At 68.5% G+C, this 13,511-nt stretch carries 13 protein-coding genes and 1 pseudogene; 10 read left to right on the forward strand and 4 right to left on the reverse strand.

Features of this window, described 5'->3' with window-relative positions; all coding sequences use genetic code 11:
• The 8 genes and pseudogenes from ACWGSR_RS35570 to ACWGSR_RS35605 form a co-directional block, all read left to right on the forward strand.
• Window positions 1-87, forward strand: a pseudogene (locus tag ACWGSR_RS35570) (transposase); the annotation flags it as partial.
• Window positions 88-255: 168 nt separating this feature from the next.
• The gene (locus ACWGSR_RS35575; protein WP_453573167.1) at window positions 256-1,272 is read left to right on the forward strand and encodes a hypothetical protein; all 1,017 of its coding nucleotides are present in this window, start codon (window positions 256-258) and stop codon (window positions 1,270-1,272) included.
• A gap of 250 nt (window positions 1,273-1,522) precedes the next feature.
• Window positions 1,523-2,350 (forward strand): hypothetical protein, encoded by an 828-nt coding sequence (locus ACWGSR_RS35580; protein WP_453573170.1) that lies wholly within the window; start codon window positions 1,523-1,525, stop codon window positions 2,348-2,350.
• A 406-nt stretch (window positions 2,351-2,756) separates the two neighbouring features.
• A complete protein-coding gene (locus ACWGSR_RS35585; protein ID WP_453573173.1) occupies window positions 2,757-3,482 on the forward strand; it encodes a DUF721 domain-containing protein in 726 nt (241 codons plus the stop codon).
• Between the two features lie 165 nt (window positions 3,483-3,647).
• Window positions 3,648-4,097: a DUF6042 family protein gene (locus tag ACWGSR_RS35590; protein WP_453573176.1), complete on the forward strand. Its 450-nt coding sequence runs from the start codon at window positions 3,648-3,650 to the stop codon at window positions 4,095-4,097.
• An 86-nt stretch (window positions 4,098-4,183) separates the two neighbouring features.
• Window positions 4,184-4,327, forward strand: coding sequence for a hypothetical protein (locus ACWGSR_RS35595; RefSeq protein ID WP_453573179.1), 144 nt, complete (start codon window positions 4,184-4,186; stop codon window positions 4,325-4,327).
• Window positions 4,328-4,435: 108 nt separating this feature from the next.
• Window positions 4,436-4,825 carry a hypothetical protein gene (locus ACWGSR_RS35600; RefSeq protein ID WP_453573182.1) on the forward strand — a complete coding sequence of 130 codons (390 nt, stop codon included), beginning with the start codon at window positions 4,436-4,438 and terminating at the stop codon, window positions 4,823-4,825.
• A 447-nt stretch (window positions 4,826-5,272) separates the two neighbouring features.
• Entirely contained in the window at window positions 5,273-6,019 is a 747-nt protein-coding gene (locus ACWGSR_RS35605) for a DUF5131 family protein (RefSeq protein WP_125774898.1), read from the forward strand.
• A gap of 52 nt (window positions 6,020-6,071) precedes the next feature.
• Here the strand turns inward: ACWGSR_RS35605 and tcmP are convergent, their stop codons facing one another.
• The 4 genes from tcmP to ACWGSR_RS35625 form a co-directional block, all read right to left on the reverse strand.
• A complete protein-coding gene (gene tcmP / locus ACWGSR_RS35610; RefSeq protein WP_453573242.1) occupies window positions 6,072-7,253 on the reverse strand; it encodes a three-Cys-motif partner protein TcmP in 1,182 nt (393 codons plus the stop codon).
• Window positions 7,254-7,420: 167 nt separating this feature from the next.
• On the reverse strand, window positions 7,421-7,594 hold the full coding sequence (locus ACWGSR_RS35615; protein ID WP_453573185.1) for a hypothetical protein: 174 nt from the start codon (window positions 7,592-7,594) through the stop codon (window positions 7,421-7,423).
• 627 nt (window positions 7,595-8,221) lie between these two features.
• On the reverse strand, window positions 8,222-9,538 hold the full coding sequence (locus ACWGSR_RS35620) for a hypothetical protein (RefSeq protein WP_453573188.1): 1,317 nt from the start codon (window positions 9,536-9,538) through the stop codon (window positions 8,222-8,224).
• An 830-nt stretch (window positions 9,539-10,368) separates the two neighbouring features.
• Window positions 10,369-11,598 (reverse strand): helix-turn-helix domain-containing protein, encoded by a 1,230-nt coding sequence (locus ACWGSR_RS35625; RefSeq protein WP_453573190.1) that lies wholly within the window; start codon window positions 11,596-11,598, stop codon window positions 10,369-10,371.
• A gap of 178 nt (window positions 11,599-11,776) precedes the next feature.
• Here ACWGSR_RS35625 and ACWGSR_RS35630 point away from each other — a divergent pair, with 178 nt between their 5' ends.
• Window positions 11,777-11,926: a hypothetical protein gene (locus tag ACWGSR_RS35630; protein WP_453573193.1), complete on the forward strand. Its 150-nt coding sequence runs from the start codon at window positions 11,777-11,779 to the stop codon at window positions 11,924-11,926.
• 974 nt (window positions 11,927-12,900) lie between these two features.
• Window positions 12,901-13,509, forward strand: coding sequence for an RNA polymerase sigma factor (locus ACWGSR_RS35635; RefSeq protein ID WP_453573196.1), 609 nt, complete (start codon window positions 12,901-12,903; stop codon window positions 13,507-13,509).
• Window positions 13,510-13,511 lie beyond the last annotated feature (2 nt).

Below are 13,511 nucleotides of genomic sequence, written 5' to 3' on the forward strand. Positions count from 1 at the left end.
GGTCTCCGCCAGATTCAGTACCGAAGCGACGTCATCGACGGCTGCCTTACCGCGACCGGCCTCACACTCACGACATCACGCCTATAACCTCAGTAACTGCTGCCGAGACGGGTGACGGCAGAGGACGCGGGCTGGCGGTGTTGTCAGAGCGGATACGTAGGCTCCGGATGATCATCAGGCAGCGGATGCCTGAAGCGTCGGGGAGGGGGCGGGATGGGCTGGTGGCGCAAAGAGCCGGGGGAGCGGGCGCGGTGGGTGCTCGATCCTTTGGCGGCGGTGGGGCCGCTGCGGTTCGGGATGAAGCATGAGGAGGTGAAGGCCGCTTTGGGCGGCAGGTGGAACGGCGGCGGACAGCGCACGGTCGACGGTTGGCGCTGGACTTCGTACGACGACTGCCATGTGAGCGCTGTCTACGATCAGGACGACCACCTGGTCGCGGTCCAGGTTGATGCGACGGGTGGTCCGTTCGTCCGGCTCGACGATGTCGAGCTGATCGGCCGGGTCCCCTCCGAGGCTCGCACCGAAATTCTCGGCCTCGCGGCCCGGTGGGGCGCCGAGGTGACGACGAACCGCAGTGGGAACCCGCAGATCGCGGCGTGGGGTGTCTCCATGGCCACCGGGCAGAAGTGGGGATGGCTACCGGAAGGGCACGTCGGACGGAAGGACACCGTGATCACCAGTGCTCTGTTCACCGCCCCCGGCGTCGCCGACGATACGGCAGCTTCCGTCATCGCCGGGTACGACGTCCGTGACCTGGTCGCGAACCCGGGATCCTGGCCGGTGACGCCCGACCAGGAACGCCTCTGCTGGGACTGGACTCCGCTGGAGCAGGTGGGACCGCTCCAGTTCGGCATGAGTCCGCGCCAGGTAGCCGCCGCCCTCGATGAGGCTTCGGCCGGACGAACCGGCGCCTTCCCCTTCTGGTATTGGAAGGAGTCCGGGCAGTGGTCCCTCCACACCGACCACTTCGAGGGCGCCGGCGTCACCGCCCAGTACTGGTCCCCGGACGGCGTTCCGCAGCTGGGCGCCGTGACCGTACACGGCCGTACCGGACCCCAGCTCCGCTACGAAGGCATCCCGCTGGTCGGCATCACACCCTCTGTCCTTGACGCGGCCCTCATCCAGCACGTCGAAGAACGCGACCTGGGGCTGCGCTTCAGCCCGAACGGAGCGGCCGTTCCCGACGGCCCCAACCTGTACCTGGACGCGACCAGGACAGGAGATACATCCGTGAGCGAACCGACCTTCTGCGCAGAGGACTGGGAGAACTGAGCGGCGAGTGGTCCCGCGCCGTGCGAAGTACGTGGGACCACTCGAAGATGCGCTCATCGGGGGCGCCCGGCCAACGTAACCGACCGCAGCCATGACGGTCCGCCGAAAACCTCGTCCCGGAGCCCCGCCCGCACCACCTCCAGCGGGCGGTCGTCTCAGGCACGTCGGCAGCGAGCGGCCGGCCCACTCGTCCCGCGATCGCGTTGTCGGATCCTTGTGCCAGGATTCGCACGAACGCACGGAGCACAGCATGGATAACAAGGAAGCCAGGCCCTTTGGCGACGGCACGAGCGCGGACGCGGGCGACGCGGCCTTGAGAGCCTGGACCGCCGCGTCCCGAACCCCGCCCGCCCCCGGGACGTCTCCTGAGGGGCCACCGCTGTCCGTCGACTGGGTCGACCACGTCGACACGGATCCCGTGCGCGCGCTGGAGATGCTGGTCCTGGGCTGGTACCCGGCCGAGGACGCGCCGCCGGACCCCGACGCCCCTGCGGACGACATCCTCGCTCTTCTGCCGAAGGCGCTCGCCGCCTTCCACCGCCTGGCCCGCGTACGCCCCGCTCTATACCGCTTCTGCCACCCGATGCTCCTGCACCCACGGCACATCACAAGGCGGGACGGCGGCCGGCTGGTCTTCGCGGTGGAGAACCAGGGGGGCGCGGACTGGTCCATTCCCTGGCCGCCCCAAGGCGGCCCGGAGGATGTGGACCCCCCGGTCTGGCTCACCGAAGACCCCTATGACGATGACGATCCGGAGACGATCCTCGAAGCGGAACCCCTCAGCCGCTTCCTTCTCCAGTTCACCCTCAAACAGGCTTCCGGCATCGCACCCTTCAATGCCTGGACCTATGTCATGCCCACCGAACGCCTCGAACCGCTGCGGAGCTCCCTGCGTCTGGTCCCCCTCCGCCCCTACATGCCCGCCTACGGGGGCCACCTGTTCTACGCGGCTCCTGGCCTGCTGGCCAGTATCAGCGCCGACGAGAACCATGCGGACGCCGCGTTCGGAGCACGCCACCGCAAGACCCTCGCCCAGCTGAAGGCCTACGACTTTCCCTGGAGCCGCTTCGACGCATAGCCCTCGTGGACCGGACTGCGCCGCTGACCAACGGGGCTTTGTGCGGGAATACGCGAGACCGCTCGAAATGCGCTCATGGGGCGCCTGGCCAACGTCACCACCCTGGAGCGCGGCCAGTGGGGGAATCCGCCGACCACTCGGCGCGGCCCGTACCGTCGTCGGGGCGGCAGGACCGCTGGGCGCTCGACCTGCGGCTCTTGCAGACAGTCCGCCCTGCTTCAGGACGGATCGCTAATCCTTGCCACCGTCGCCTTCACCGCCGTCATCACCCTCGCTGGTGCAGTCACCCGCGCCTTCGCCGCGGTCCTGGAGTGACCCGGTGTGGCGGGGTGCATCTGCGCTTCGGCTACTTTTTCTCCGGTTTCTCACCGATGCCCGCGCCACGAGGCCGAAGTGGTGCACCGGCATGACTCTACGGCGCGACGGCCGCGCCCCGCTCGCCTTCGGCACGGCGATCGGGATGATGATGACCAAGCGCGGCCTGATCGCCCCGGCCGCCGGCGGCAGCGTCCTGGCCCAGTGGGACACCATCCTCACCGCGGCCGCGCCCGAACTCGCCAGGCACGTGAAGGCCGTCGCGTACGACGAGCAGTCCGGGCGCCTGGACGTTATCCCCGACGCCCCCGCGTACGGTACAAAGACCCGCTGGATCACGCCGAAGCTCATCGAGGCCGCCAACAGCGCGGTGCCCGACGCGAACGTCTGCGCCGTGCACGTCCTGGCGCCCACCGCCCGCACCGCCACCACGACGACCGCCCCGGCAGCCGCCGACGATCCGGTCTCGCGGAAGATCGTTCCGGCCGGGCCGGTAAAGACGCGGGAGAGCGCATCGGCCGGCTACCACCGTGCCCTCGAAGCCCACCGCGCGGTCGCACCGCCCCGCCAGGAGAACCCGGCCCTCGCCGCTGCCGTCGAACGCCAGGAGCAAGTCCGGCGCGAGCTCGCCGCCACCGCCTTCCCCGACGTCGAACAGGACCAGGAAGACGAGGTGCCGACGTCGCTCGAGGACGTCCGTGCCCAGCAGCGTCAAGTCGCCGAAGCCGTGCGTGCGGCCGCGATCCGCCGGGCCCGCACCGAACGTAGCGGCCAGACTGGTGTGGACGGTGCGCCAACCTTGCGCAAGGTCGGATGAGTCTCCCAGACGGCTGGTTCCGGCCTGATCTCTCTGAGGGAACGACTCTCGAGCCCGAATCCTCTGGGTCAGACGGCGGCTCCACGTGACCTGGCGCAGCGGGCTCTCGTTGGCCCGACGGCAGTATGTGTCGGCGGATGTCCACGACTGAACCGGAGAGAACCGATGAGCCTTCCGTCCCGGGAGGAGTGCATTGCCAATGCGCGGCGCGTTCTCGACATGGCGCGGGCTCGGATCGCGCGCGAGCGCGCGCTTGGTCTGCTCGCTCCTCAGGTCGAGTTCATGCTCCGGCGCCTCGAACGGCAGCAGCGTGGTCAGCCCAGCATCGACGGCGCGGCCGAGGAATCTCTGCTGTTGCACTTCGCCGGCCTGTGGAGCAGCCATGGCCCTATCTACACCTCGCTGCGGACGCTTAGCCAGAAACTTGATTGGGGCACGGACGAACTCCGGGCAGCACTCGATCATCTTGTCGGCAGGTCGGAGCTCCGCCTGTACTTCGCGCGACAGGAACTAGAGGACACCCGTAACCTGCCCGTCCGTCGCAATTTCGAGGTTGTCGCGGACTGGCAACACATCAACGAGAACCGGCCTCGGCCTGCCCAGCTCCCTAGCTAGGAAGGTATGACTCTGGGCGATGTCACGGTCCTGCGCTCTGCGACACCGTCTTCCCGACCCCGAGGACGGCCAGCCAGGGGGACAAGGTGCCGACACCGCTGGGGGATGTTCGCGCCCAGGAGCATCAGGCCAACGAAGCCGTCCGCGTCGCCGCGATCCTGCGGGCCCGCGCCGAACGCGCCGGACGGACGGTGCCGCCCGCCGTATCCGCGCTGCGGCAGGCCGGATGAAGGGCCGCCCGGCGGGCAGTTTTTCGTCGTCCGGGGCTTCCAGGCCAAGTGGGCCTTCGTTCTCGTTTTTCGCAAGCACCCTTTGGACCACACCGCCAGGAGGAACCCGTGTCATACCCGCAGCCGCTTACCCCGGAGGAGAAGCTCGCCGCCGTGAAGAAGCTGTTGAGCCTCCCGCGCATTGTCGTGATCTGCGGCTCCACCCGTTTCATGACCGAGATGAGCGAAGCCGATCTGCGGGAAACCAAAGCAGGAAAGATCGTCGTCAAACTGGGCATCGACATGAAGTCACGGCACGAACTCTGGTCCGATCCTGCCCAGGCCGCAGCGCTGAAGGTCCGGCTCGACGATCTGCACCGGGCGAAGATCCGGCTCGCTGATGAGGTGCTCATCGTCGGCGACTACATCGGGGACAGCACCCGAGCCGAAATCACCTACGCCCGGTCGCTGGGCAAGCCTGTGCGGTTCACGCGCCCCGAAGTCGACCCTGATGCCTGACCATCCGCTGCCGTAGGACCGCCCTCGCCCAGGAGGACGAGGTGGTGGCGTCGCTCGAGGATGTCCGGGTCCAGCAACGGCAGGCCGCCGAAGCCGTTCGTGCGGCAGCAGTCCGCCGGGGCCCGCGCCGAGCGCGCCAGGCGGCCGGTGCTGCCCACCGTTCCTACCCTGTGGCAGGCCAGGTGAGCGTTCCCGCTGCCCGGATCCGGCGGGCGCACGTCTGGTGTCCGGGACCGTGTGACGAGGTGGCCGTTGTATCGACCCGGTTCGATCAGAGGGGCTAGGTTCCTAAGTGGAGGTTCGACACGTGAGGTTACGAGAAGCGATTCGGTACGCGGAGATAGTGGCGTACATGCCGCGGTGTCCCGGCCCGCAGGACGTCGTTAGGCAGCACACGACGGCCGCCCCGCCCGGGACGGCCATGGGGATGAGGGCGGGAGGAGACCGGTGAGCGACCGCAGTTCTATCGAGTGGACCGAGGCGACCTGGAATCCGACGACCGGATGCGACCGCGTTTCATCCGGGTGCGACAACTGCTACGCCCTGACGCTGGCCAAGCGCCTGAAGGCGATGGGGGCGGCGAAGTACCAGAACGACGGTGATCCGCGCACGTCCGGGCCCGGGTTCAAGGTGACGCTCCACCCGGACACCCTGGACGTTCCCTACGGCTGGAAGAGTCCGCGGACGGTGTTCGTGAACTCGATGAGCGACCTGTTCCACGCGCGGGTGCCGCTGGACTACGTCCGGCAAGTCTTTCAGGTCATGGCCGACACCCCGCAGCACACCTACCAGGTGTTGACCAAACGGGCCCGGCGCCTGCGGCAGGTCGCACCGAAGCTGGACTGGCCGGCCAATGTCTGGATGGGCGTCTCGGTGGAGACCGAGAACGAGCTGCCCAGGATCGACGACCTGCGTGAGGTTCCCGCGGCCGTACGGTTCCTGTCGTGCGAGCCGCTGCTGGGGCCGCTGCCGGGAATGAACCTGGACGGCATCCACTGGGTGATCGCAGGCGGCGAGTCCGGCCCCGGCCACCGCCCCCTGGACGAGAGCTGGGTCACTGAGATCCGCGACACCTGCCAGGACGCCGGTGTCGCCTTCTTCTTCAAGCAGTGGGGCGGACGCACCCCGAAGGCCGGCGGGCGCCTGCTGCAGGGCCGCACCTGGGACCAGATGCCGCTGCCCGTCGCGGCCTGACCCGCACGGATGAAGATGGCCGGGCCCGGGCGATCGGGTCCGGCCATCGGCGTCAGGCCACCAGGTTCCCGGGTTCGAGGGTGATCTCCCGGATCCGGCGCACCCCCACGCCATCGCTGGGGGTCTTGCCCTGCTGGTGCAGGAGCCGCACGGCCTGGCGCACCACCGGTTCGGTCACCTGTCCGTAGTAGGAGCCGAAGACCTCCAGCGTGTGGTCGACCAGCTTGATCCGGCTGCGCTTGCGGGCCAGCAGAGCCTCTAGGTTGGCCGCGATCTGCGGCACCGCCCTGGTCTCCACCTCTTTGGGATCCGGGCGGGTTACCGAGGCCAGGGAGAACAGGCCGTCGTCCTCCTCGCGCTCCTCCAGCGTCTCCCACCACGTGGCCCGCGCCCGGGCCACGGCATCGCCGAACACCCACAGTCCGTACGGGCTGCGGGTGGCGAACACCAGCCGGTAGACCGCGCGCCGGCGCGGTGAGTGCGAGACGGGCACCGACTGCACGAGCATCCCGGTCCGCTTCTCCAGAAGCCGGGCGTACTCGGCCGCGACCGCTTCGATGGCGTCCTCGGCCGCGCCGTCCTTGTTGCGGGAGGCGACCGCGTCGGCGAAGTACTCCCGCCACCAGGTCCCGCCGCACACGTCGTCGAAGCGCTGCAGCGACTTCTCGTTGCCCTTGGGGGAGCGGACGTGTCCGCCCAGGCGCCAGACGGCCATCATGCTGAAGTTCATCAGCAGCTCGGTCGCCGGCCGGGCCTGCGGGCGTTTGTGGGCGAGCACGTTCACGAGGCGGTCCTGGGGCAGGACGAGCCCGCACGGGTCGAGGAAGAGGAATAGCGGCTCGCGCACGGCCCGCTCGACGACCCGGTCCAGGACGCCGTCGACCTCGCCGTGGTGTGCGTGGGCCCGTACGCCGCGGCCCTGGTACTGCTGGACGACTTCGCGTAACCGGTCGAACGACTTCGCATGCGCCTCGGAGAAGAAGCACTCCAGCGTCAGCCCCGGTTTGGCGCGCAGGTGGGAGGCGACGCGCAGGGCGATCTCGCCGGACGCTGGCTCGCCGTTCTCGTAGCGGCCCTCACCCGCGTATCCGTCGAGGTAGACGACCCGCTTGTCGTGCGACTGGGTGCTGGTCATGCCGCCGAACTGCGGAAGGTACCGCTTGAGAAGATCATGCTTGAAGACGCTGGGCAGCGCCTTGTCCGACCAGTAGTCCCCGCCCGTGCCCGACGACATCGCCACCCCCGGCTTCGCAGTATCTGTTTGATCACAGATGGTGAAGCACAATGCAGAACCCGGGCAAGACCCCCGTCGGTCAGCACCGATCTTCATGTGGGGAAAGCGGATGAGTTCGTCACCTCGGTCTTCTGTTTACCGGTCGACCGTGAGACGGGGCTGCCGGTTCACGGCTGGGTGGCGAGGTACTGCTGGTCGGCGTCGCGTACGCGCTGCCGTTCCCGGGTGCGGCGCCGGTGCTGAACCAAGCCGTGCAGCATGACGATGACGACGAAGGCGGCCATGCTCAGGACGGAGAGCCGGCCGATCACGGGCGCCTCGGCCCAGGTGCCGTCGGCCATAGGAGCGGAGTGCGCCTCGATGTACCTGCCCAGCGAGCACTTCGGCGACCGTGAACGGGATCCCGGCGGCGCTCCACAAGCCCGTCAGGACCCACGGGCTCCACAGGCTGCGCTCGACCGGCAGCCCGAGCCCACTGCGCACCGCTCGCGTATGGGCATCACTGCGGCGTGCCGCCACCCATCCGGCCGCCACGGAGCCGGCGGAGCCCACGAGCAGCAGCCCCGCGAGGCCTTCGAGGAAGAAACGCGCACCGTCCGGCACGATCCGGGCCGATGCCATGACCGGGAAGACCATTACGGCCAAAGCCCCTGCCAACGCCTTCCACTTCGAGGACCAGACCTGGTCAGCACCGCTGCGCCCCTGCTTGACGCACCGCACCGTCACCGCGACCGCGCCCACCCAGAACACCGCGCACTACACCACCGCCCCCATGAGGTGGCTTCCCTTCCTCAGATCCTCGATACGGCCCGGCTCCGGACGAAGGCGGAGCCGCCGATCTCTTCGTGTGAGCGCCGTCCGGCCTGCCGACAGCAGTTCGGCAGGCCGGACGGTAAGCGGCGGCGGCCGCGCTGCGTCAGGCCGGGCGAGCGTCCTTGCGGGCCGGACACCGTTGTACTTGTTTTCCTCTACGCTCCCCAGCCGAGCCGCGTCCCGGTCCCGCCGTTCTCGCCGTCCTGGTCGTCGCCGTCGGTGCCCGGCTCGGGGGTGACGCGGTCGTCGAGGGCGATGATGACGCGGGCGCCCTCGCCGGGACCGAGGCGGGTCAGGCGCTGCTCGATCCGCTCGTAGAGCGTGGCGGCGAGTTCGTGGTCGCCGCTGTTGTCGGACGGAGCGCTGGTGATGGTGTGCAGGCTGATCAGCAGGGCGATCAGGGAGCGGCCGGACAGGGGGGCGAAGACGCGCTCGTCGGCCTCTTCGGTGACGCGGGGCGGGACGCGGAAGTGGGGGTGGCCGGCGGTGCGGGTGGTGAGGAACTCCCAGGTGTCGCGGTGGCAGCGCAGGTCGGCGGAGGAGATACGGGCCGCGGTCCGCAGCAGGGTGGTGTGCTCCTCGCTCACCTTGATTGGCTCGGAGGTCTCTGCGGGGCGGGCCTGGAGCTCGTCGACGACCGTCCGCAGCCCGGCGATCTCCTGTGCGAGGGAGGCGAAGCCGGTCCGGGTCGTTTCCAGCACGGTGGCGAGTTCTTCCCGGACCTGGCCGACGGCGTCGCGGACCGTTTCACGCAGCTGATCGGCGTTGTCCGGCTGCTCTTCAGTCGTGGTGGCCGGGGTGGTGAGCTGCTCGAAGAGGGGAGCGAGCTCTTGGGCGAGGACCTCGCGGATGGCCTGGCGCACAGCCTCCTCCGACAGGGCTGGCTTGGCCGCTTCCGGCGTGGTCTCGGCTGCCGGTTCCTCCCTGGCCGGGCCGTTGTCCGGCTCCTGCGCCTCGGTCGCGCCGACGGTCTGCGCCCCGGGCTCCTGCCCGCCCTCGGCCTCCGGTCCGGACGCGGGTACGGGCGCGGGCGCCGGCGCCGAGGGGGAGGCGGTGGTGAGGTCTTCGTAGTCGGGGCCGCGTTGGGCTGGGATCGCCGGCTGCAGAGGCGTGCTCGGGCCTTCGGAGCTGGTGAAGGCGGCGGGCGTACCGGACGCGGAAGGAGGAGGCGGGGCGAGGGTGAGGCCGTTGAGGCGGTTGAGGGTGGTGCGCAGCTCCGTCAGCTCGGCGCGCAGCAGGCCGGTGACCTCCTCGGTCTTGCTGGCGAAGAGGTCACCGGAGGCGGGCTTGACCGCCTTGTTGACGTCCCTGCGCAGCAGGTTGACCTCGTCGAAGACCTGGGTGAGTCCTTCCGTGACGGTCCGGGAGGTGGCCGCCTGGGCGTCGCGACCGGACTCGTCGATCTTCTCAAGGCTCTCGGTAAGGGCTTTGCGCAGGCCCTGGTCCCCGTGCAGGACAGCGTTGTGCAGCATGGAGACCATTTCGGCGAAACCGGAGTTCCGGGCCATCTCTCCCCCAAATGTTGCTTTAAGTAGTCGATCACTTTCGCTGCGTATCGTGCCTGAGAGGGCAGACAGCCCGGGGGTGCAACCGGCCAACTGCTTCTCAAAAAGCGGAGATTGGCTACTCCGGTACTACGAGGTGGCCGGTTCCCTGCCCTCCGGAAGCACGCACCGCCTTCCCGCCGGCTCTCCAGCCACCATTGCTGCCCCGGTCCCTGGGACCGTCCGGAGATCACGCCGGTCCCGCGGACCGAAAAGGCCGGCCAACACCAGGCGGCCGTCGGTCCCGCCCCTGCAGACGGTTCGGTCCGACGGACCCAGATGCCCGACGATGGGCGTGCTCTGCGAGAACGCACAGGTCACATGAAGTAGAGGGTGAGGGGAGTGACCCACCGGCCCTTCACTCGCCTCATCGGACGGCCGGGCCTCGGCGCGGGGGAGTTCCGCCGTGCGCGCAGGGCATCGGTGTATCTCAGACCCCTACGGGCATCACGGCGGGCGTGCTGAGCGGCGGTGGACTGCATCTTCGGCATGGCGTTCTCCCGCTGGCAGGGCCATGCCCCCTTGCCGGCACGGCGACAGGCCGTTCGTACGGAAGATGATGCGCGGGCCTTGGAAGACCTTGGCCGCGGTGCTGTCCGGCGGCGTGGGCCTGGGCGGCGGTGACGAGCGATAGTAGGCGTCTGGCCGCGCCGGAACCGTAGCGGACGAGGTATCGATGCGCTGCTGCGACATGCCTGATCACCCGGGAAGCGAGTGGGGGCCACCGTGTGCGGGTGGTCCCCGTAGTGCATCGCTTGTCAGATCTGGCGTGTCATGGCGAGTCGGTGTCGCAGTTCGCGGGAGCGGCGGCTTGTGGTGTATCGGTCGCTTTCTCCGAGGACTCCGCCGAAGGCCGACATCAGCCGGCCCACGCGGGCATGGGGGGTGTTGGACTGGGTGGGGCCGGCTGCTTCGGCGTCGTGGGCGGCTCGTTCCCACAGCGGGTGGAAGAACGACGGCTCGCCGTCGAGGGCCAGGATGATCATTTGCAGGGTGTTCCAGTCCGGCAGGCGCGCTCCTCGGAGAACGTCTCTGATCTCGGCCTCGGTGAGTGCGTTTCCGGTAGCGGCGGCGAGGACACGCAGAGCGGGTCGGTTGGCGCGGCGGTGGAGGTAGCGGACTGCGGTCACCAGTGAGTTCGGGACTGTTCCTCGTCCGGTCGCGGGGTCGGGGGAAGAGTTGTGTGTGCGGTCCTTCTCGTCTGCCCAGACCTTCCTGAGTACCTCGCAGTCGGCGCCCAGGGCCTGGCCGATGCGTTCGGTGAGTTCCAGGGTCGGGATCTTCTCGCCGGCGAGGATGCGGCTGAGGTAGCTGGCGGAGACGCGTACGCGCAGGCTCAGCGCGCGCAGCGGCATGCCGCTGCTTCGGTGGAGCTGGGAGAGAACGGGGGCCAGCTGGTTGGACACGCGGCGCGTGGTCCGCACGGTTGGGGGAGGGGGGCTTTCGGGTGCGGCGATGTCTTCGGCTGCGCGAAGGGTCTCCACGATCGCTTCTGCTTTCTCGGACTCGGTGACGAGCAACCGCTCGACCTTGTCGATATGAAAGGACTTGCGCAAGGTCTCCGGGCTGGCCTTCATCACATGGGCCAGGACGTCCCAGGGGATGTGGCGGGTGCGGGCGAGAAGAACGAGGCCGGCGACGAGGGCGTCGAGACGGCGCTGGATCTGGACGGCGGTCTCGACGTATTCGACGGCCGAGGCGAGCGGGCCGGGCTGAAGCAGCCGGACGAGGTGGCGGGCATCGGTGTTGAGGTTTTCGGCGAGGCCGAACAGGTGCGCGTGGAGGAGCTCGAGAGGAGGCTTGGGCGGCTTTTCCTCGGGGTTGGGGTTCTGCGTCAGTTCGACTTGCCGGTCCTTGTGCCGGTCGCGGTAAGCGGCTTGCCGGCAGGGGCGGCCGCAGTAAGCGGACGGGCGGCCCCGGCCCGGGGCGCGGGGCGGCAGGGGGTTATGGCAGTGGCTGCAATAGCGGTCGGGAACCGGGCTGGACACCGGGGAGATCCTCTCCTGCGGACAGAGCCGCAGCTGGACGTCCTCTGAACGAGGGATATTTCGTCACGCCGGGCCGGTGCAGTTCCACCTTTTCGTCTTGTGGCGCACTGGCCGGTAATGCGCCGGGGGCACGGTGACGCGCCCCCGGCGCACGAATCAGACGGTGAGGTGGCGCTGGGTGGCGAAGTTCCACACCAGACGGCTGATGACCATCAGACCGGTGAGGACCGCCGACGCGATCCACGACTGCCACGTGTCCCACGGGTTCCAGTTCGGGATCGCGATGACGACGATCGGAGTCGCCGGGATCGCGATAAACCCGGTGTGAACCAGTCGATCGTGACGTTGGGTATTTTCGTCACGCCTGCTAGTGTCACTAACGCGGAACCGGCCCCCACGTGCGGGTTTGGTCCTGCCGAGGGCAGGGATAAAGGGCATGACTGGCCTTCCTGTGCTTGAGGTGTTTTAGGCGGCGTGAGTCCCGAGTTACAGGGGTGCGATCCCTTCGTGACTCACGCCGTCGACCCTAGCCTCACGCAGCGTGCCAGCGCCAATCCATGAAGCGAACTTCATTTCGACCATTTCGCGGAGATTGCGCCTCGCAAATCGGTCTAATTCGAGCCACCTCAAGATCCATAACGGGTTGCGGCAAATTTTTCTCTCCTGATTTCCTCATCCTCGAGAGGAAAGCTTCCCTTCGTGGTACAAGCCGCCGCGAGCCCCTCCCGTGGGCCGGCGAACCTACCGACGGGCGACTGCCGGGGCGCGAGCACACAACCGGCTCGATCTCGCATCCGGCGACCCCGCACCTGACAGGCTGTTCAAGCCGGCGGCCTCGGCGAGGCCGTTCACTCAAGAGTCTTTCCGATCAAAAGTGATCACCTTCTCCTTCATCTCGAAGATTTCCAGTTTTCTTCGGTCTCGGCAGGAGAACGCGGGGTGCTCGACCGTCAAGAGGGCGAAGGCGCATCCCACGCGCCTCTGAAACCTCAGATGGAGAACGACTCGCATGATGCCGTCCTTGGACTGGGCCGGGCGCGCCTCGGCCATTGCGGCCGTCGCGCAGACAGCGACCGTCGTGGTGCAGGCGTGCTGGGACCGGCGACCGCACGGTGCCTTGACACAGCGTCCTGCCTTCGGCCACCCCGGACCCGTGTATGCCGACGACCCGGCGCACGGATCCGTCCGCGTCCAAGCCGGCACACTCCGGCCCTTCCCGACTGCGGCCTCGGTGACTGCGCACGCGGGCAAGGGCAGTGGCACGGACGGCCAGGCGGTGCTGGCGGCGAAGGAGCACGGCCGGTGGTAGTGGAAGACGAGGCATCAGGCGAGCCCTGCCCGGCCATCGACGCCGACCTGGTCAAACGGCTGCGGGAGTGCTACCCGACGTTCATGGAGGCGGAACCGCGGATCCTGCGCAGGAAAACCAACCGCCAGCTCTCCTACCAGGCATGCCAGGACGTTGCCCATGAGGCATACCTGAAGGTGACCAAGAGGGTCATGGACGGCCAGCTGGGCCCTGAGGTGCAGCTGGCGGGCTACCTGCGCAGGACATCGAGGAACTTGGCCATCGACGCACTGCGGGCACAGATGCGTCTCGACTTCGTGGACGAGACCGGGCTCACCGTGGCGATCCCCGGCCAGCGGCAGCCCACCGACGACTTCGATCCGCTGGAAGAACTGGTCGTCCCCACGATCGACGCCATGCCACTGAGCCGGCCCCGCAAAGTGGTGCAGCTGCAGAGCCAGGGCCTGACCGACACACAGATCTCCAGGATTCTCGGCATAGGCGCCGACCGAGTCCACCGGGACCGGTACCTGGCCCTGCTCGAGCTGCGAGGACGGCTCGGCGAATACATCCGGGACGGGCACCGCAAGAAGAAGACACGACGCGTGGAGAAGGAAAGGTGAGG

It is taken from the genome of Streptomyces sp. NPDC055632 (assembly GCF_053618675.1).

Excerpts from the sequence above, each read along its gene's own strand:
- ACWGSR_RS35580 (WP_453573170.1), top strand. The coding sequence starts at position 1,523 with ATGGATAACAAGGAAGCCAGGCCCTTTGGCGACGGCACGAGCGCGGAC.
- ACWGSR_RS35585 (WP_453573173.1), top strand. The coding sequence starts at position 2,757 with ATGACTCTACGGCGCGACGGCCGCGCCCCGCTCGCCTTCGGCACGGCG.
- ACWGSR_RS35590 (WP_453573176.1), top strand. The coding sequence starts at position 3,648 with ATGAGCCTTCCGTCCCGGGAGGAGTGCATTGCCAATGCGCGGCGCGTT.
- tcmP (WP_453573242.1), bottom strand. The coding sequence starts at position 7,253 with ATGTCGTCGGGCACGGGCGGGGACTACTGGTCGGACAAGGCGCTGCCC.
- ACWGSR_RS35615 (WP_453573185.1), bottom strand. The coding sequence starts at position 7,594 with ATGGCCGACGGCACCTGGGCCGAGGCGCCCGTGATCGGCCGGCTCTCC.
- ACWGSR_RS35620 (WP_453573188.1), bottom strand. The coding sequence starts at position 9,538 with ATGCTGCACAACGCTGTCCTGCACGGGGACCAGGGCCTGCGCAAAGCC.